General features: G+C 46.8%; 12 protein-coding genes. 5 read left to right on the forward strand and 7 right to left on the reverse strand.

Going from position 1 to position 20871, the window contains the following annotated elements:
• Nucleotides 1-5 precede the first annotated feature (5 nt).
• Nucleotides 6-896, forward strand: a complete 891-nt coding sequence (gene xdhC / locus BM082_RS05005; protein WP_074925576.1) for a xanthine dehydrogenase accessory protein XdhC — start codon at nt 6-8, stop codon at nt 894-896.
• Nucleotides 893-2215, forward strand: a complete 1323-nt coding sequence (gene guaD / locus BM082_RS05010; protein ID WP_074925579.1) for a guanine deaminase — start codon at nt 893-895, stop codon at nt 2213-2215. Before xdhC ends, guaD begins: the two co-directional genes overlap by 4 nt.
• Nucleotides 2216-2300: 85 nt before the next feature.
• Here the strand turns inward: guaD and BM082_RS05015 are convergent, their stop codons facing one another.
• Both BM082_RS05015 and BM082_RS05020 read right to left on the reverse strand, forming a co-directional pair.
• Nucleotides 2301-5666, reverse strand: coding sequence for a glycosyl hydrolase (locus tag BM082_RS05015; protein ID WP_074925582.1), 3366 nt, complete (start codon nt 5664-5666; stop codon nt 2301-2303).
• 333 nt (nt 5667-5999) lie between these two features.
• Nucleotides 6000-7325, reverse strand: coding sequence for a DEAD/DEAH box helicase (locus BM082_RS05020; RefSeq protein ID WP_017012438.1), 1326 nt, complete (start codon nt 7323-7325; stop codon nt 6000-6002).
• Between the two features lie 239 nt (nt 7326-7564).
• On the opposite strand from BM082_RS05020, the gene BM082_RS05025 reads away from it, so the two are divergent.
• The 3 genes from BM082_RS05025 (at nt 7565) to nhaA (ending at nt 10099) form a co-directional block, all read left to right on the forward strand.
• A complete protein-coding gene (locus BM082_RS05025; protein ID WP_017012437.1) occupies nt 7565-8086 on the forward strand; it encodes an NUDIX hydrolase in 522 nt (173 codons plus the stop codon).
• Between the two features lie 85 nt (nt 8087-8171).
• On the forward strand, nt 8172-8657 hold the full coding sequence (locus BM082_RS05030; RefSeq protein WP_074925585.1) for a DUF4442 domain-containing protein: 486 nt from the start codon (nt 8172-8174) through the stop codon (nt 8655-8657).
• A 224-nt stretch (nt 8658-8881) separates the two neighbouring features.
• Nucleotides 8882-10099, forward strand: a complete 1218-nt coding sequence (gene nhaA, locus BM082_RS05035) for a Na+/H+ antiporter NhaA (RefSeq protein WP_017015629.1) — start codon at nt 8882-8884, stop codon at nt 10097-10099.
• A gap of 554 nt (nt 10100-10653) precedes the next feature.
• Here the strand turns inward: nhaA and BM082_RS05040 are convergent.
• The 5 genes from BM082_RS05040 to BM082_RS05060 form a co-directional block, all read right to left on the reverse strand.
• Nucleotides 10654-13719 (reverse strand): efflux RND transporter permease subunit, encoded by a 3066-nt coding sequence (locus BM082_RS05040; protein WP_074925588.1) that lies wholly within the window; start codon nt 13717-13719, stop codon nt 10654-10656.
• Nucleotides 13716-14825 (reverse strand): efflux RND transporter periplasmic adaptor subunit, encoded by a 1110-nt coding sequence (locus BM082_RS05045; protein WP_017015631.1) that lies wholly within the window; start codon nt 14823-14825, stop codon nt 13716-13718. The genes BM082_RS05040 and BM082_RS05045 overlap by 4 nt, the downstream gene beginning before the upstream one ends.
• Nucleotides 14826-14827: 2 nt before the next feature.
• Nucleotides 14828-15862 (reverse strand): efflux RND transporter periplasmic adaptor subunit, encoded by a 1035-nt coding sequence (locus BM082_RS05050; RefSeq protein ID WP_017015632.1) that lies wholly within the window; start codon nt 15860-15862, stop codon nt 14828-14830.
• A gap of 374 nt (nt 15863-16236) precedes the next feature.
• Nucleotides 16237-19566 (reverse strand): ATP-binding protein, encoded by a 3330-nt coding sequence (locus BM082_RS05055; RefSeq protein WP_074925591.1) that lies wholly within the window; start codon nt 19564-19566, stop codon nt 16237-16239.
• A gap of 19 nt (nt 19567-19585) precedes the next feature.
• A complete protein-coding gene (locus BM082_RS05060) occupies nt 19586-20794 on the reverse strand; it encodes an EAL and HDOD domain-containing protein (protein WP_017012430.1) in 1209 nt (402 codons plus the stop codon).
• Between the last annotated feature and the right edge of the window lie 77 nt (nt 20795-20871).

Below are 20871 nucleotides of genomic sequence, written 5' to 3' on the forward strand. Positions count from 1 at the left end.
GCCGCATGTTTAAGGACAACTGGATCCAAGCACTCGCCCAATTTGAAACCCAAGGTATCCCTTGCGTCATGGTGACAGTGTTAGAAGACAAAGGCTCAGTGCCGCGCGGTGCTGGCACCAAGATGCTCGTCACTGAGGAAGATGTGATTGCAACCATTGGCGGCGGACACTTAGAGCACATTGCGATGAAGACAGCACGCGAGATGCTCATCAACGCCGACACCGACATGAAGGTAGAACAATTTAACCTTGGTGCTCGACTTGGGCAATGTTGTGGCGGCATGGTAACGCTCAGCTTTGAACCCATAGGGCAGCCTCGGCATGTACTCGCCGTCTTTGGTGCTGGGCATGTCGCCAAAGCACTCATTCCCATTCTCGCCACTCTACCTTTTAAGGTGTATTGGATAGACGAGCGTGAAGCGCAATTTCCCAACCACATACCCAGTAATATAGAAAAATGGGTAACCGACGATCCTGTCGCAGAGGTCTCTTCTTTACCTGAAAACGCCATGTATCTTGTACTTACACATAACCATCAGCTTGATTTCGATCTCGCACGCGCCATTCTTAAACGGGGCGATAGCCGGTATTTCGGCATGATAGGTTCACTCTCTAAGCGCAAACGCTTCGATTACAGATTGCTTGAACGTGGTTTTTCTCAAGACGCCGTCAATACCATGATTTGCCCCATTGGTATTGCCTCGGTCAAGGGTAAGCACCCTGCCGAAATTGCTGTGTCTGTGGCAGGGGAACTTATCGCTTGCTACCAAGGTGAAACTATCGGCAGTAAACGTCCAACTACCAGCACTAACAATGACAGCCAAGAAAACGACGTAACTCGACCAGCAATCGAACCGCTTAAGCTCAAGGCGCAACAAGGAAGTCATCCAGAATGAAAGATCCCAAAGCAAGCTCTACCTATGCCTTTCGCGCCGCCATTCTCCATAGTTTGGGAAACCCAACAGAGCGAGGTTTGGAAGACTCGTATGCATATTTCGACGATGGGATTTTAGTTGTTGCCGATGGGCATGTTATTCGGGTTGGATATGCCAAAGATATTCTTCCCACGCTGGACGACGCTGTCTCGCTGACCACATTTGAAAACAAGCTGATCACACCCGGTTTTATTGATACCCATATCCACTACCCGCAGACAGGCATGATCGCCGCCTATGGCGAACAACTGTTGGATTGGTTAAACAACTACACCTTTCCCGAAGAAAAACGCTTTAAAGATGTCGAGTATGCCCGCAACGTCGCGGTGCAATTTTTGGATGAGCTGGCGCGGAATGGCACCACATCCGCACTGGTGTTTGGCACCGTGCACAAAGAATCTGTCGATGTGTTTTTCCAAGAAGCCGAGAAACGCAACCTGCGCATGATTGCAGGAAAAGTGTTGATGGACAGAAATGCCCCCGAAGATCTCACCGACACCCCCAAATCAGGCTATGCGGACAGCAAAGCATTGATTGAGAAATGGCACAACAAAGGACGACTTCACTACGCGGTGACTCCCCGTTTTGCACCCACCAGTACATCGGAACAATTAACCTTGGCAGGAAAGCTACTGCAAGAATATCCCGATGTTTACCTGCACACGCATCTGTCAGAAAATCCGTCGGAAATTGCATGGGTTCAGGAATTATTCCCAGACAGCGACAACTATCTTGATGTGTACGATCAGCACGGATTGCTCTCCTCTCGTTCCATTTTCGCTCACGGTGTTCACCTGTGTGATAGCGAATGTCAGCGCCTTTCAGATACAGGATCAGCAATTGCATTCTGCCCTACCTCAAACCTCTTTCTCGGCTCTGGGTTGTTTCCTTTAAATGATATGGAAGCCAGAGGCATTAAAGTGGGCATGGGCACAGATGTCGGCGCGGGTACAAGCTTTTCGTTACTGCAAACCATGAGCGAAGCCTACAAGGTGATGCAGCTACAAGGCGAAAAACTTCACCCACTCAAATCCCTTTATCAAGCCACGTTAGGCGGTGCGAAAGCATTGTCGATTGATGAACACGTAGGAAACTTTGAAGCAGGGAAAGAAGCCGATTTTGTTGTGTTGGATCTCCATGCAACGCAGTTGATGAAATTCCGTATGGAACACACGCAATCACTCGAAGATCAGCTGTTTGTCTTGATGACCCTCGGGGATGATCGGGCCGTCGCGCACACCTATTCATACGGGCATTGTGTATACAGCAAAACGTCTTGATGTTTTGATCTCTGCTACACGCTGCCTGAAACTGAAAACGGGGTGCCATTCAGGCACCCCGTTTTGGTTTATCACTATATGATGTTTAACGCTCAACCACCGTAAAGTCATTCGCCACGGCATTCACTGTTTGCCCATCACTGAACCGAACAGTTTGCGCTGAATCCGAGAAGTTATAAACCACGTAAGTCATGGTATTACCGTTCTTGAATGCGACCGCTGTCGGAGAATCTGCAGTAAGCTCGCCCGTCCCGGTTTCTAATTGCCCAAGCGCCTTCCATGTATGGATCCAATGATAGGTATGGGCTTTCGACTCACCTTCTTCGGTTACATAGTTCGAACCCACGGTTTCGTAATCAGTAATCGATGCCTCAGCATCGGTCATTGCCCAAAGGTTCCACCAGATATCACGCCATTGGCCATCAACCAAGCCCGAAGGCTTGCCGTTGCTTGATTCTTCCAACCCAAGCGACACGTAATCTTCCATGTAATCCGCATGCTGGCCGACATGAAACACCAATGGGTTCAGTGGAAGACCTTGGATACCCAAAATGTGCGCGTAAGCGCCACTGAACCATGTAGAGAAAGACGTTCCATGCCCCCAAATGATCGATGTGGTAATACGGTTATACCCTGATGGGAAGTTATCGTAGTCATCCCCTTTATCGGCGTAATTTGGCGAATCATTGCGGTAACCGTCGATGTTGTTCCAGTATTCCCAATACGCGGCACTGGATGATGCATGCAAATACATGCCTTTTTCCGTTAACTCATCATTCCCTGTGATCAAACCATACAACACAATTGCGCCGTAAGAGTTTGCTGCTTCAGAGGTAGACTCATTGTTATTACCCAACGCAAAGTTCGCATGACCTGATGCCCATGAGAAACCGTTCGCAGGGTCAAAGTTGCGCAGATAAGGGAACATGTCATCCCCCTTGCTCGCAGCGTAATCACGGATCAATAGTTCAATCATCGGTCCATACTGATCAGCACCACACCAAGCTTTATCGGTTCGACAAATTTCAGCAGCAGCACGCACAAAATACCCATAGTGGAAATGGTGATCATTTAGCTGTTGGTGCGCACCAAAAGATTCCTCAACACCGAGCAGTGTTGTCCATGTCTCGTCATACACAAAATATTTAACCGTATCGAGACCGCCAGAGGTATCAGCAGTAAACCAATCTTCGAGTTCAAATTTTAACCATGCCGTTAGTGTGTTCGCTTCAGCGTCCATCCCAATCGAACGTGCAATGGCGATTATTTCAGCCGCTTTACCGTAACTCTTACCTGACCAGTAGGTATCAGTATATGGGTTCCAACCGCTTGTGCCTTTGTTCATGTACTCAGTCACAAGGCCTTTTAGCAATGGAAGGTCATAGTTTTCTTCTAGTGATGGCAGGTATGGCAATACGCCCACAAACGGGATGGTGTAGCTAAATTCTGATACTTCAGCGAATTTCACCACACCACGGGCGCTTCGTACTTTGTGTTCACTCGTGGCAGTGGTGCTGTTTTTCCAATGCATCGGGTGCAAGCCGGCGATGGTTTCTACAGGCGTCCCTTCGCTATCGACATACGCATGAGATACAGTCACGTCATTGGTTGCACGATCTACAGAGTAATCAACATTCACATGACGAACCACATTCCTTGCAGGCCCTTCAAAGAAAGCACTTACCGTGTCTGACGGTGTGCCATTCGTCGAAGGAAGTAGTGACACCGTCACTTCATTAGTGTCATTGATAACGGTAATAGATGAACCCGATGCGCCGGTAAATTGCGTATCACCTTCACCCACAATCAAGAAATCGTTTCGATTGCCAGCAACGCTGGTCCAAATACCCAAGCTGTTATTTTTGTTGTAGAAAGTACCTTTCTCCACCCCGTCAGAACGCAGTGTTTTAATAACGATATTGCCTTGATAGGCCTTCACATACACATACGGGGAGCCATGAACAAACGTTGCTTCCATCACTGGCGTGTTGTTTGAACTCCACTCAACCGTGACAGAACCGTCACTGTGGTCTTTGAGGTAACCTTCTAGCTCAGTGAATTGCGAATTTGTAATTGCAATACCATCAAACACCTCATCAAACGGCGCAGGCACGGTATAAAAGAAAGTGCTTTCTCCAGCAGCTAAACCGTTTGGAATACCCATGACACGGAAGCCTTTGTTCGATACACGTGCCGTTAGAGGATCAGGCGTAATGTAGGCCGCTGAGTCAGCATCACCAATCGTCATTTCACCCAGGAAGGAAACAGAGCCCCACCATTTATGCGTCGGTACGGGTTGTTCTTTTATGTCATCAGCAAGGTGCGGGAATAACGGTACTGGCGTGGCGATGTTATCGCACGAGCCCGCTTCGGGTCTTACAACGCCCGCATTTGAAATCCAGAATCCATGATCCACAGTGCAGCCGTAGCCTTCAGGATTAAACGTGTCAGAAATATTCCCTGCGCCATATTGCGTGATGGTGTAATCACCTTGATAGGCATCAGAATTCTCGCCCGTATCTACAAGATACACATCTGCGACATCCACGGTACCGTTAACAGGGAACATCAGCCCTATCCAAGTCAGCTCTTCAAAATGCGGGAACGCCACTTCCATCTCTTTCCAGCCGTTACCTAAATCGGTCGCCGACGAGAGTGCATAAGTAATTTTTGATTCTTCTTCGGTTTTACTTTGAATAGACACTTCTACTGTGGTTGCTTGAGCAGATTTGAATTTGAAGCGCAGCACATCGTAAATACCCGCATCAGATGTCTCATTGTTCTCATGCCCCCATGCAACAACAGCCCAGTCGCCTCCCCAGCCATTTCCACTGGTGACGCTGTATTGGCGATCATAATCACCACCTACGACTTCATTGACTGTCGCACCGGATGTCCAAGGGTTACCGTTGCTATCAAACTTGAACGAATCTTCCATTTCGGAGTGGAACACGTAACCGCGGGTTTCTTCGGACGCATTATCACCACCATCAGTGCCGCCATTGTCAGTGCCACCATCTGTGCCACCATCAGTACCTGAATCTGTGCCGCCACTGTCGGTGCCGCCATCTGTGCCGCCGTTGTCGGTGCCACCATCAATGTTTTGATTATCTGAATCGTTCGCGGTTTTCAACAACGTGATAGAAAGGCTGCGGTCAGCGTTACCCACAGAGAAATTTAAACGCTTAGAGGCATAATCGTCGTGTGAAACGACAATGGAAAGGTTGCCATTGGGCACGCTATGTGTCGCCGTACCTGCACTGTTTGTTATTTGACTTACGTTATCGACAGAGACATCTGCATTTTCTATTGGCTGACCCGTTAGGCTATTGGTAACCGATACGGTCAGCGCATATTTTGAAGAGTTGGAGTCGCCATCATCACCTCCTCCACCACAGCCGTACAAAAAGAACGAGATGCCGAGCAGTGTGAGAAGTTTTAGCGTATTCATCTAATGAAGTGTCCTTACGTCATTGGCTTTAGAGGAATGATGGCGTTAAGAAAGCGCTTTCTTAACTGGTCGGAGTTTATGAATATTGGCAAAAGCAAAACAGCCCTTAATTGATATGAACGTAACCCGGGTCACATTCTTGCCGATTTTTCATTGGTTATTTTCTAAATGTCTCTTTTATGAGTCATGTAAAAGTTAAGAACTGGAACGGCGAGTGTTCAATGAGAATACCCAACGAGCGTAAAGGCATTTAGTCAGGCAACAGGCTCAAGAAAAAGACATAAAAAAAGCGCACAGAGTTGTGCGCTTAGATATTTTGCTAGAGCAGAAACCTTATTCGGTGTCTGGCGCTTTTTTCTTCTTAACCGCAAAGACTTGGTCACCCACAGATACACCTTTGTAGAAGCTCTTGTTACGTTGCTTCGGCGCATCTTTCTTCGCATTGGTTTTCTGCACTTTCTTCGCTTTCGTCGGTTTCTTGGCGAAGGTCTTCTTACGTTTTGGTGCAAGACCGGTGAATTTACCTTTCAAGCCTTCAAACGTTGCGAAGGTCATCTTCTTATCGAGGAAGCCTTCAATGCTCTTGAAGCTCATCCAGTCTTTAGGACCAACAAATGAAATCGCAGTACCTTTATTACCAGCACGACCCGTACGGCCGATGCGGTGTACATATTCTTCAGCATGTTTAGGCATGTCGAAGTTGATCACGTGAGACACGTTTGAAATGTCCAAACCACGAGAAGCAACGTCTGTCGTTACCAACACTTTGTGCAAACCACGCTCAAATTCGTTCATGATACGGTTGCGCGCGGCTTGGTTCATGTCGCCACTTAGCGCAACGGCTTTAATGCCACGGTCCGCAAACACAGTGGCAAGACGCTCGGTGTCTGCGCGGGTGGCCGTGAATATCATCAACTGTTGGTATTCTTCTTCCTCGAAAACACGGTCAAGCAATGCTTGCTTGTGATCGAGGTGATCACACAGGTAGAAACGTTGTTCGATGTCTTTATGTTCTTCGTTCACATAACCAATCGCAACACGACGTGGCTCGTTCAGCATGTCTGCTGCGATGTCATTCACTTGTTGGTGGTTAAGCGTTGCTGAGAACATCAGTGTTTGACGACGACGGTGAGATGCAGCGTCATTGATCGCTTTAAGCTGTGGTGCAAAACCCAGATCAAGCATGCGGTCAGCTTCATCTAGAATCAGCAGTTCCAACCCTTCAATGCTGAGGTGGCGGTGCTCTAGGTGATCGGCAAGACGGCCTGGTGTTGCCACCACGAACATTGGGTCTTTACGGAATTCTTTTGCTTGATCGTTGAAGTTCTCGCCACCCAGGATCAACACGCCTTTATATTGCGTGCCTGCAAGCAGTTTGCGTAATTCGCCAAACACTTGTTTCGCTAATTCACGGGTTGGTGCAAGAATAACAACACGGGGATCGCGGCGGCTTAGGGATTTCACGCGCATTACGCGCTGAAGTGCTGGCAACAAGAATGCGAGAGTTTTGCCGGAGCCAGTTTTAGACGACGCGAGCAGATCTTTTCCTGCTGTAACAACAGGAATTGCAGCTGCTTGAATTTCAGTAGCTTCACTAAAACCCCAATGCTCAATTGTCTTGATAAGGCGTTTGTCTAAACCTAGGTCTTCAAATTGCAAGGTAGTACTCCAATGATTTCTTTTTATACAGGGAGTTATTGAGTTATCTATACCCGTCAACCCAAGGCGACTCCCATGGAAATTAGGCGCGAATACTACCATATTTCTGCAATATCCCGCATTTTTTATTGTTCGTGATCACACTTTTATTGCCATATCACGAAACATTCTTCAGGAAATACATCTTTCGGGGGTAGCGTGAGCGTATTATCTGTTTTTAAGCCAGTAAGTTAATACTCATGTCTGACCCTAAACAACTCTACGCGTGGAAGCGCTTCACGCTCGAAGAATCAACACACACCCTGCCTAACGGTGTCATCACTAACCACATTACCCTTGAACACCCCGGTGCTGTGCTGATTCTGCCCGTCGCAAACGATGGAAAACTGGTGTTACTCAAGCAGTATCGCCCTTCCATTCGCCGTTGGATTTATGAATTTCCCGCAGGCACCTTAGAGTCTTCAGAATCCCCCTCGGTTTGTGCAGTGAGAGAACTTGCAGAAGAAGCCAGTTTACAAGCAGAAGAATGGCATGCGATTGGCGAGTCATTACCTGCCCCGGGGTTTTGCAATGAAACACAATATCTCTTCGTCGCAAAGCTGTTATCCCCCTGCGAAGCAGAAATGGATGAAGACGAAGTCATTGAGGTTGTGCATTTCTCAGTAGAAGAGGTTACGAGCATGATTGCCAATAATAAAATCCAAGATAGCAAAACCATTGTGGCGTTCTGTCGTGCACAATTGCTTGGCTTGATCACATAGCCTAGGGTCAAAACAACCATCACATTGACATCCGACCAGTTGAGTTTATAGAGTGAATTGTATTCAACCGCCTCAAGGACGAAGGATGAAACAATCACTGCAACACGCAAACCGTATGCTGGCACTGTTTGGCTTTTTTAAAGTGCCATTGATCTGGTATTGCCGCCCTAAGATTCTTGTGTTGAATGAAGAACAAGTTCAAATAAAAATCCGTACCCGACGCCGAACCAAAAACCATCTCAACAGCATGTACTTTGGCACCCTCGCCATTGGTGCTGATGTCGCTGGTGGTTATATGGCAATGAGCAAGGCCGAAGCACGGGGCGAAAAAATCTCGCTGGCGTTCAAAGCGGTTACCGGAGAGTTTCTTAAGAGGCCCGAAGCAGATGTCTTATTTACCTGTGTAGACGGACACGCCATTGATGAAATGCTCGATAAAACGATTTCAACCGGTGAGCGCGTTAATCGTCCCGTGAAAATCACGGCAACCTGCCCCTCAATCAGTGGCGATGAGCCCATGGCAATCTTTCACCTTACACTCTCACTGAAAATGATCCCTTCGAAAAAATAGGCCTAAATATCCAGCCGAACATTGCAGTTGTCTCAAGATGGCTGCAGTGCACTCCCTCTTCGACACCTACGCTTAACCTGACATCCTGTGATGGAACACATGGAAGCTTTGGCAAAACGTTATTCAATGTCATGCATTTGAATTAATGTTTAGACAAGTTTTTGCCTTTTTTTCCTTTTACTTATTAGACTTAAGTATTATGCGACTAAGGATAGGAGCGCGTTTTGATTAAAAAACTGGGCGACTTTTTCAAGCTCGACACGGCCCCCGGGATCCTCTTAATTGCCACGGCTTTCGCGGCCCTTATTATTGCGAACTCACCACTTGCTCCATACTACCTAGCGTTACTGGATACACCCATCCACATAAAGATTGGTTCCCTCGATATAGAAAAGAATTTACTCCTTTGGATTAACGACGGCTTAATGGCCATTTTCTTTCTGTTGATCGGCTTAGAAGTAAAGCGAGAATTGATTCAAGGCGCATTGCGAACCCGCTCCCGCGCTATGTTCCCTGTTATTGCGGCGATCGGTGGAATGGTGGTTCCGGTTCTCATTTTCGTTCTACTGAACATCAATGAGCCCAAATCGTTGGATGGATGGGCCATTCCTGCCGCCACCGATATTGCCTTTACCCTTGGTGTACTGGCCCTTTTCGGTAAGCAAACACCTGTTAGCCTCAAAGTCTTTTTACTCGCATTGGCCGTGATTGATGATTTAGGCGCGGTTATCATTATTGCGCTGTTCTTTAGCAGCGACCTGTCCGTGATTGCACTTTCTATCGCTGTGTTGGCAAGTGCTGCATTGTTCTATATGAACGCGAAAGGGGTGGCCCGTTTGACGGGGTATTTACTCGTGGGGGCGATACTTTGGGTTGCTGTTCTAAAATCCGGCGTTCATGCCACAGTAGCAGGGGTTATTCTTGGCTTCGCTGTGCCGCTTCGTATCAAGCACCACCGTGTGAGAAGCCCACTCCGCTATTTGGAAAACGGAATCCATCCTTGGAGCAGCTTTGCGATTCTGCCACTGTTTGCGTTTGCGAACTCTGGCGTACCGCTCGGTGACTTCAGCGCTGATATGTTGTTAGAACCACTCCCGTTGGGAATTACACTAGGGCTCCTACTTGGTAAACCATTAGGGATCAGCGCCGCCTGTTACCTCGCCATCAAGACTGGGGTGGCAAGCTTGCCCAAGGGCGTGCATTTCATGCATGTGGTTGCCGCATCCATTCTCTGTGGTATTGGATTTACCATGTCGATATTCATCACGACATTGGCCTTCCCGGGCGCTGACAACCACGCATTGGTGGATCTATCACGCATAGCTATATTTATCGGCTCTATACTCGCTGCGGTGATTGGCTACTTGGCATTAAAATACACCTTTGAGCAAAGCTCGCGTTCAAGCTCAGAGAAAGAAGGCACTGCTGATGAATCAACTTAACGAGCTTTAACGCGCAGAATAAGGCCCGCCGAAACTAACAACGCCAAGCACAGTGCTTGGCGTTTTTTTTTACCTTCCCTACTTTGGAAATCGCTTAGCGTTTGACCCGTTACCATGTGTGCAACTTTTGAGCACATTTAAATAGGGAATTGACAGCATTTAACGATCCTTTTTCATGCATTTAATTGATCATGCAACTTCAATTATATGGATCGATGTCCCCTAAATTGCGTTCATTCTTAGATGGTTAAGACAAAAATCCTGTCAAGGTAGAGTCACATTAAAATTTCATCGAAATGTCATCGCTTGACTTTTTTGTAAGCCGCGCTGGGTAAGCCTTTGCGTGATTAATCTACCGAGTTATCAACCATTTCTGTGGATAAAAATTTAGTTATCCACACCACCCGCACGCTCCTATCTTGTTGATATTGTGGGTTTGTTTTTTAGTGACATTTCGTTGTTTTTTTAGCTGTTTTTTTGGATGTGACGACGAGCACCCTTTTAAAATGAAAATAGCCTGCATGATGCAGGCTATTTTCCCGTTAAAAGACGGATCATACAGGATGATATTTTATCCGATAAAAGAGACGATAGAGCACAGGCACGACGATCAACGTCAGTACTGTCGCAAAGCCCAAACCAAACATGATAGTGACCGCCATTGGTTTAAAGAAAACATCAGGCAGCAATGGAATCATCCCCAATACGGTCGTGATTGCCGCCATGCAGACAGGCCGCACGCGACTGACAGCCGCATCAACTATCGCATTGAGTTCATCTTTCCCGCTTTCCATCTCAATGTTGATTTGGTCAATCAAAACAATACCGTTTTTAATCAGCATACCTGACAGGCTTAAGAAGCCCAGAAGTGCCATAAAGCCAAATGGCGTGTCCAACAAGAGTAAACCTGTTGTCACACCGATAATGGCAAGTGGCACCGTCAGCCAAACAATCATAGAATCTTTCACTGAGTTGAACAGGAATACCGTCACCAAGAACATGAAGAGGTAGCCCATCGGCATGGTGGTGAACAAACTTTCCTGTGCATCACCGGATGATTCATATTCTCCACCCCACTCTATGCTGTAGCCCTTTGGCAATTCAATGGCTTCAACCAAAGGTTGAATGCGCTTTTGCAATGTCGCTGCCGTGACATCTTTCAATGGATCAGGGTCAGCAAACACGGTTAATGTGCGCTTACGGTTCTCTCGAACCACGAGCGGATCTTCCCAAATCACTTCGTAGCCCAGAATCACTTGTTGCAAAGGAATGTAATCTTTGAGCACAGGGCTCCAGATTTTCATGCCTTCGATGGTTTTCACATCCACACGTTCTTGTTCAGGCAAGCGGGTCACGATTGGCATTAAAGTCGTGCCATCTCGATAAATACCCACGTTGAGACCGGTGAACGCCATCATCAGGAGTTCATCAACGTCCGCTTTGGTGATCCCATATCGACGTGCCTGACTTTCATTGAATTGCGGCTCGAGAATCTTCGTGCGTTCACGCCAATCATGACGAATGTTCACCGCATCTGGGTCGCTGTTCAAAATGTCAGTCACTTCTGCCGCAATCGAGCGAAGTACCGTCGGATCAGAACCAAGGATACGTGTTTCAATCTTCGAACCAGATGCTGGCCCTAGTTCAATGCGTTTCATTTTGTATTGAAGGCCAGGGAAGCCTTGGTCTAAGTGATCACGCACTACTGCCATCGAAGGCAACACAGATTCATAGTCCTTCACGCGAATGATGATTTCACCGTAAGCCGAATAACTTTTCTCCGGTGCATACGTCAACATAAAGCGTTGAATCCCTTTACCCGCACTGGTAGAAACATGTTCGACATTTGGCTGATTTTGAACCCAAGCGCCAATCTCAATCAGATTTTCTTCCGTTGCACGAATATCAGTACCTTCGGGCATCCAGATATCCACCATGTACATTGGCGTTGTTGATGACGGGAAGAAAGACTGCTTCAGCAAGGTGAACCCATAAAGGCTTCCTGCGAGAGCTGCAACCAACACAACAATGGTGACACCCGTGCGGTGCATACACATACCTAAGAACTTACGGTACAGCACGAACAACATACCATTGTAGGGATCAGCTTCTTCTTCACCTTCGGCTTGCAATTCTTCTTTAAAGAACATGCTGGCAAAAAATGGCGTCAGCGTGATGGCAGTGAACCAGCTCAGCATCAGTGAAATAAGCAGCACTTGGAACAAGGTGCCACAATATTCGCCGGTTGCATCAGCAGACAAACCAATAGGAGCAAACGCGGTCACTGAAATGACTGTTGCCCCCAGCAACGGCCACTTGGTTTGGGTAACAATGTCTGAGGCGGCCTCCGTCCGGGTTCTTCCCTTCTTGAGGCCGATAAGTATCCCCTCGACCACCACAATGGCGTTATCCACCAACATCCCCAACGCGATAACCAATGCCCCCAAAGAAATACGTTGCAGATCGATGGCGAAGTACTGCATGAAGATAAAGGTGCCGAGCACAGTAAGCAGCAGAATCAGACCTATTAATAAGCCAGAACGCAGCCCCATAAAGCAAAGCAGCACGATAATCACGATGGCGACCGCTTGACCCAAGCTCACCACAAAGCCTTTCACCGAGGTATCAACTTCTGTTGGCTGGGCATATACCACACCAATGTCGATACCAATCGGTTGGTTTTCCTTTAGCTCAGCGAGTCGACGATCGACCCGTTCACCCACTTCGACCACATTGACGCCTTGGGAAAAAGACACTCCAAGGTGCAACGCTTCGCTGCCGTTATAACTCAGCAAGTTACTCGGCACTTCCTGATAGCCACGTTTAATGTCCGCGACATCTTTCAGGTAGATAAGCCCTTCTTGCCCAGCTTCGTTAATGATCAAATTGCCCAGTTCTTCCACACTGGTAAATTCACCTGTTGGGTGGATACGGATGTATTCATCACCAATGCGCAATGCGCCCGCGCTACCAACTAAGTTTTGCGTCGCGAGAAGGTTATCGATGGTATCGGGCGATAAGCCGAGGTTTGACAACCTGCGCATCGAGATTTCGATAAAGACTTGTTCTTGCTGCGTACCCGTGACTTGAACCTTGCCCACGCCTTCAACAAGCTCGAGGTCTCGTCGTAGAAAGTCGACATAGTCTTCGAGCTCTTGATAAGAATATCCCTCACCAGAGACCGCTAAAAGCACGCCGAACACATCACCGAAGTCATCTATAACTTGTGGCGTGTTAACGCCGGGAGGCAAGCTGCCACGCAAGTCATTCACTTTTCGGCGTAATTCATCCCAAATTTGCGGCAAATCATCAGGGCCAAAGTTGTTCTTCATGGTCACGGTAATTTGAGATAAGCCGCGACTCGAAATCGAGGTCACTTCATCCACATAGACAAGTTGCTGTACCGCCTTCTCAATAGGGTAAGTAACTTCTTCTTCTACTTGCTGAGGTGTTGCACCTGGGTAGCTGGTAACAATCAATGCATCTTTGATCGTGAACGCAGGATCTTCTAACCGACCCAATCCGAAAAAGGCTTGGGTACCGCCAATAAGGAAGATCAGCGTCAACATCCAACTGATTACCTTATTGTTTATAAAGTAACTGGCAATCGTCTGTTTCATTGGTCAATGTCCTTTTTCTCGATGACGTTTACTAACTGATCAGCACGGAGGCGATTCACACCCGTCGAAACAATACGATCGCCCGACGTCACACCTTCGATAATTAAAATGCCAGAAGGCGTTAAATTACCCACCGTGACTTTTCGCTTCTCTAGCGTGTTGTCATCTTTCAATTTCCAAACAAACTTATTGCTCTTGTCTAAACCATCACCGTCTTCGTTAAACACGGTTTCAATCGGTACTTCGATGAGTTGTGCCCTGTCGTCATACAGATTGATTTCATCCACCAGCACTTCGACCGTCATGCCGTCGAGAATGAACTTGTCTTTTGGCATCGGCATGGTCAGCGTCACCATGAACGCCCCTGTTTCAGGATCAGGCTGGGCAGTAAACTCCTTCACCGTTGCACGATATTCCATGCCATCGTCGGTTTGCACTTTAGGGCGAATGTGTTGCGTGTTCTCTTCACGGCTTTTCCCGCCATTACGCGCAAACAGCACATCAGGCACCTGAATGCGCACATCCACCTGACTTGCATCGTGAATATTCAAAATGGTTTGACCAATTGACACGTTTTCAAAGGCTTGGGTTGGCACACGACTGATTACGCCATCCACAGGTGCGGTCATTTTGGTATAAGACAACTTGAGTTTTGCCAAATCTAGATCCGCTTTCGCGATCTGTCGCTGAGCAGCCAACTCATCAAATTGAGATTTCGCTAACAGGCCTTTTTCAACCAACGGCTTAGAACGGCGGTATTGGCTGTCTGATACGTTAAAACGCGCTTGGGTATTATCCACTTCAAGCTGATAACTCGTTGGGTCGAGCGATGCGAGCACATCACCTTTCTTAACGATATCCCCCGGCTTCACGTTGATGGCGTTAATCTCACCAGCAACCAAGAAAGATAATTCCGCCCTGTCGGCAGCTGCTGCAATGGCCGGAAAATGCAAACGTGCGTCATTTTGGCCATCGCCAATCACTAAAACATCCACGTTTTGCGGCGCTTTATCCGTCGCCGAAGGCGCTTCATTGCACCCAACAAGAGCAATCGCGATCGCTGGCACCAAGGATTTGATGGCAAATTGATTGATACGCTTCATCATTTTCACAACCCTCGTTCCTTGATCCACGGATAAACCACCATGCCTTCATCAAGGCTGTTAATTCCGTTAATAACAATCGTATCGCCACTTTCTAGTCCGCCGACCAGCTTGTTATTTTCTAAAGACACTGACACTTTCGACACTTTGCCATCCTCACCCACTCGCCACACCAAGGTGCTGTCACCATCGTTTTCAATGGCAGTGTCGGGAATAATATTCTGGCTTGCGCCTGGCAAGGTCGCCGTCACTTGTGCAGCCATGCCCGGTAACACGTTCACATTATCCGGACGAGGCAATGTCACTGTAATGCGATAAGACGCCGTGGTGGTATCTGCTTCGGTATCGACTTCTTTTAACGTTGCAGGAAAGCTGTTGCCCGGGTAAGTATCAAAAGAAATCAACGGTTGGTGGCTATGCAGTTCAGATTCTGAATTGAAAAATTGGAAAAGACGCTCTGGAAGTTGAAAGCTCACGTTAATCACATCCTTCGTTTGGATATGCATGACGGGCTCCATCGCACCAACGAATTCATTCCGCTCTTTTACTCTCAGTGAAATCGTACCGCTATACGGTGCCTTCAGTGTGGTGTAATCAAAGTTAGACTGTGCAAGATCTAATCCTGCTTTGGCTTCACTCAAGCTCGATTTGGCGCTATCAAAGTCTTGCTCTGAAATAACATTGGTTTTCTTTAACTTAACCGCACGGTCATATTGCACCTTAGAGAGACGATAACTTGCCTTCGCTTTCGCAAGCAGCAACCCGTATTCATCTTTGTCTAACTCTGCAAGCACATCGCCTGCGACCACATCTATGCCTGCAAGCGCGGGCATAGATGTAATTTCACCAGATACTCGAAACGCAAGCACGGCCTGATCGTCCGCTTCCACGGTGCCAGAGAAAGTACGGTTTATGTCACCATCTCCAATCGAGACGGTCATCATTTTAGCAGGTCTTGCTTTGGGCTCTGGTACGGGGGGCTCTTCACTGCATGCGATGAGTGATAACGAAATAAACGCTATCGTAAGCGTTCGTTGCATTTGGACTCTCCTTTTCGCGAAATATTTGTCCTATGCGCAAACAATCAGAAGATGATCGAATTCAAGGCTCTTCGGTTCATTCAATTCCAAGCGAATCGTTTACGCACATCATTCACGGTATAAATTTGATTATTAAAACTTAGTCACTCCAGCCAACTACACCAACATTCCGGACACAAATGAAGAATATTCGTTAACCCAGCTTGACGATCTGTCAATGATTCCGAGAAATGAGAAAATGTGATTGGGAAAAATAGAGGCGCATCAACATTGCAACAGAAAAAGTAACAAACAGGGAAACAAGAAACCGACGGGCGACTCGCCAATGAGACGAGACAGAGTAGAAAGTTGCGATTGAAAATTATACGGCACTGCTAAACAGCCCCGAGCGCTTCCACTTCACGAATGATGGCTTTCGCGTTTTGATTGAGTAAAGGAAGATACGCGCGTAACGCATCAATATCATCGGATGGGTATTTTTCTATTTCTAAGCAGAGCGCAGACAATTCAGACGCACCAATCATTGCAGCGGCACCTTTCATGCGGTGCGCAATCTTTCTTACACTGGTGAAATCTTCGTCGTTCAGTGCAACCTCAAACGCATCGATGTCATTAAGTTGCGTCTTAACGTACTTACCCAGAATGCGTTGAATCATTTCTTCGCTATCGCCTATCTGGTCGCGAATTTGCTCGAGATTAATTTTTGATTCGCCAGCAACCACTTCCTCGTCTTGCTCGATCGAAGCAATGTCCGCTTGTGGCACAAACTTATTTTCAAATTCGGTGAGATTAATGTCGATACCCACAAAATCAGGTTGGATCTCACGTTGAATCTTTTCATTTGGTACATACAGCAGCATTAAATTTACCAATTGATCCTTGGTAAACGGCTTGGCCAAATGCGCATTCATGCCCGCCGCCAAACAACGTTCAGCATCACCAGACAACGCATTCGCGGTCACAGCAATGATAGGCGTTTCACGGTCGAACTTTCTAATGAGCTGCGTGGCTTCAAAGCCGTCCATTTCTGGCATTTGGCAATCCATAAGAATGAGGTCATACGGATCCGCTTTGTGTTTGTCCAATGCGACGCGGCCGTTATCAGCCAACGTGGAATTGCACCCTAAACTTTGCAACACCAATACCATCAAATCTTGGTTAACCAAATGGTCTTCTGCAATCAGCACGTTCAAACCATCAAAACGCACCACACCGCCTTTCGCCCCATTCTCTTCAAACGTGGGCATTTCGGTATCGGCACACAACACGTGATAAAGCACTTCAGGGCTGATTGGGTTAATCAAACACGGCATGCCTTGGCCCTCAACCATGCCATCGTGACTGATCAAAATAGACGTGGACGCAGCGCTGATAGCAGTATGAATTTCACCCGCAACATCCTCATCAACAAACAAAATGGCGCTACTCGCCACTGCGGTCGGCAACTCTGATTCTGGTGAATATTGCGTTACGGTTAACCCTAACTCTGTGAGGTAAGATTTGAACACCAACATTAATTGATCGTCGCGTGTCGCAATCAGCGCGTGTTGTTCAAGGGTATCGGCAAGTGGCGGTAAGCTACTGAATAAGGTTTCAGGGTGGTTTTCCAACCCTTTGAGGGTCACATCAACCGTGAACGTGGTGCCCAGCGCATCACGACTCGAAACGCGAATGTCACCGCCCATCAAATCAACCAATTTACGACACACTGGCAAACCTAATCCGGTGCCTTGATATGAGCGACTATAAGAACTATCAACCTGTGTGAAGTTCTCGAAAATCGTATCGAGCTTGTCAGCAGGAATACCAATACCCGTGTCGATCACTTCCAACCGAAGCCAAGGTGTCTTGTCCACATCAATTTGGCTGACGTGCACCATGATCGAGCCTTGCTTGGTAAACTTCACCGCGTTACCGACCAAATTTAAAATCACCTGCTTATACCGCACCTGATCAAGCATCATCCAACGCGGGAGGTTAGGTTCAATGAAACAATGCAGGCGTAAATTCTTCTCAACGGTTTTTGCGTGAAACACCACCAACGCTTCATGCACAAGATCAGGTAGCTCACTCTCCGTTTCAATGAGTTGCATTTTTCCGGCCTCGATTTTTGTTAAATCGAGGACATCATTAATGATGTTAAGAAGCGCATTGGAAGAATGCACCAAGGTATCCACAAAGTAAGATTGTTGTTGGTTCAACGCAGTTTCACGCAGCAAGTTCGACATACCCACAATGCCATTCATTGGCGTGCGAATTTCGTGGCTCATCATGGCGAGGAAATTGGTTTTGGCTTCATTCGCACGTTCAGCATCTTCTTTTGCTTTAACCATCTCACTCGAAATCAAATCATTGAGTTTTTTCTGACGCACAAAGTTAACCATGGCACTCAAGCTCGACAGTACGGGCTCGATCCATGATTGCAAATCATCGTCATAGTTGGTTGATTCATCGAACAAACACACCACGCCGACCAGTTGATTGGAAAGGAACAATGGCATACTCAAGGCATTGATGATCAGTTTATTGTTATTGGTGGCAAGGCCAGCCACTTGAAGGCTGCGGCTGCCTTTTTTGGTTTCAATAACGTCAGTCACGACATTCTTCACAAAGCCTTCTGATACATAGCCATTGGCGATCAAACGGGTCTGCGACAGGATTCGATAGTTATCTGGTGCATCGCGATCAAGTTCAACAATCAAACCATGGTTACTTTCACCGATTTTAAGCAGGATCTTGAGCACTTCTTTGAAGCTATGATGAAAATCTTCACTTGCGAGGAATTTGTCTTGAAGCGTTTTAACAGCAGAGAAAAGTTCCGCCCCTTTCGACACTTTAATCTTGTCGAGATATTGCTCAGTAATATCGCGAATGATCGCGACTTGAAGCTGCTCATCATTGACAGTAATTTTGGTTGAACGCACCTGAATGATCACTTTGTCATTCGCGCGCATCAATTCGTAGTTCAGGCTCTTGGTATTAAAGCCATACAAAGCTTGCGAGAAGTAAGCGCGAGAGTCTGGCACAACCTTAGAAATGATGTCAGAGAGGGATACATCCTCATCATTAACGTCATCGACCTCAAACAACCGCCGTGCTGCTTCATTTAACGTCGATACGCGATGATCGTCTGCAAGCACCACCAAGCCGTCGTTGTAGCTATGGATGATCGTATTAAGGTAATTCTTACTGGATTCAATTTCTTTAATGGCGCGCGCGTATTTCCAAATCAGGAACATGATCATCAAATCGAGCAAAAATACCTGTGCGATGCCCGATACGATTTCTGACGTCAGGGTGCTTTCAATGGGGCGTGGGTCTTCGTAGATGATCAACTCACCCACAGGGCGAGGCTTATCCAAATCATTGTAGATTAGCGGGTACACATGGAGTTTAAACTCGTTGTCTACCCTGCCATCCTTTGGCGACGTGATATGACGAAAGTTGTCATCTTTGGCCACAACTTCAATGCGATACACAAAGCGTGAAGCAGACTCACTTTCAATGTCTTTGATGACGGTTTCAAAATCAAAATTCCACAATTGATTCGGTAATCGATAAGACAAACGCATCGCAATGGACGACAGTTCATTATCAAGTTCACCGTATAAACGATCATGTGTTTTGTAATAGTTAAACATTCCAAACAGGCTGAGAATCAGCGTTCCGCTGACGATCAGCACGACTGCTAGTTTGGTTCGCATTGTTACCGTCATATTCGTATTAAACCTGCATACTGGCGGTTATATCTGCTGTGCTGATTCGGGCTGCTTCAAAGTCCTTCAACACGGATTTATCACTGAGTTTTAACTGGTTGCACCAATGAACCAATCCATTCCAGTTTGCCTGGTCTATGTCGTGGCTCATTTGCAATAGATGTCCGTAGATCCCTTCTTTGTTTACCAAAGCGCGTTTAACGTCGTTAGAGAGATCAAGCTGCGCCACAATATCAGCCATAGGTTTACTTAACATGACATCGAGCAAAGAGAACGCCCCCACAATAAACGCCTCATCGGCATTAAAGGCTTTGTCTTCGATAGACAGCATGGAGTAAAACGTTGCCCGTGACAGTGCCGCGTTCTGAAGTTGTGCGGCATGCTGATGATTCAGGTTAGACATAATTAACAAAGATACCAAGCGCCTAAGTGCCTGAACCCCCAAATAAACAACAGCTTGTCGAGGATTTGAGATTTTGCTTGTCTTGGTTTTCGCTAAAATGTTTGCGCTGGCAATCACCTTGTAAAGCAGAGACACGTCTTTCGAAATGACTTTGGCTAAAGTATCAATGTCATCAGGGTTTTTATTGATGATGATGCAAATATCGAGCAAAGACATCACGGATGGCGCCACGTCTTCTGAACGTACAATCTGAGGTTTTTCGAAGAAGTAGCCTTGGAATAACGCAAAACCATATGATTGCGCAGCTTCAAGCTCTTCTTGTTTTTCCACCTTTCGGGCAAGGAATACCTGTTGCGGATACTGAGAAATCGTATATTCCCAATCAGCAGGGTTATCTCGCTCCATGCTGATGCTTAAAATGTCGATGAGTTCTAAGTAGTTTCGCCATTCATTATTGATGACCTTGCCATCCATAAGAATGCGATACCCTTCTCTGCGATAGGCACGCAACTTACTCACGAGTTCAGCGGTTGGTGAGCATTCGTCAGTGATCGCAATGATCAAATGCTGGCTCGGCATAGAAAGCGGGATTTCATCAAGCAGCGAAGATTCCCCAAAACTCACGATGTAGCGTGTTAGTTTTTGCTTAGCATTACTCGCAAGGAAATTCGCACTGAGGATCCGCGATGTGGCCGTGTCTTCATCAATGGAAGGAAATTTGTTTTCTAACCCCTCTCGGAAAAGCAACTCGCTTCCCCAATGTTGTAATTCGTTGTCAAAGATTGGTTGACATGAAAAAAAAATCTCAGCCACGCTTTCTCTATCCCGTTAGTAAGACACCTTTTAACGTTAGACCAAAGTTGATTTTTTTCCTTCTTTTTCCGTTAAAT

It is taken from the genome of Enterovibrio norvegicus DSM 15893, from assembly GCF_900115495.1.
In the GTDB taxonomy this organism is placed as follows: domain Bacteria; phylum Pseudomonadota; class Gammaproteobacteria; order Enterobacterales; family Vibrionaceae; genus Enterovibrio; species Enterovibrio norvegicus.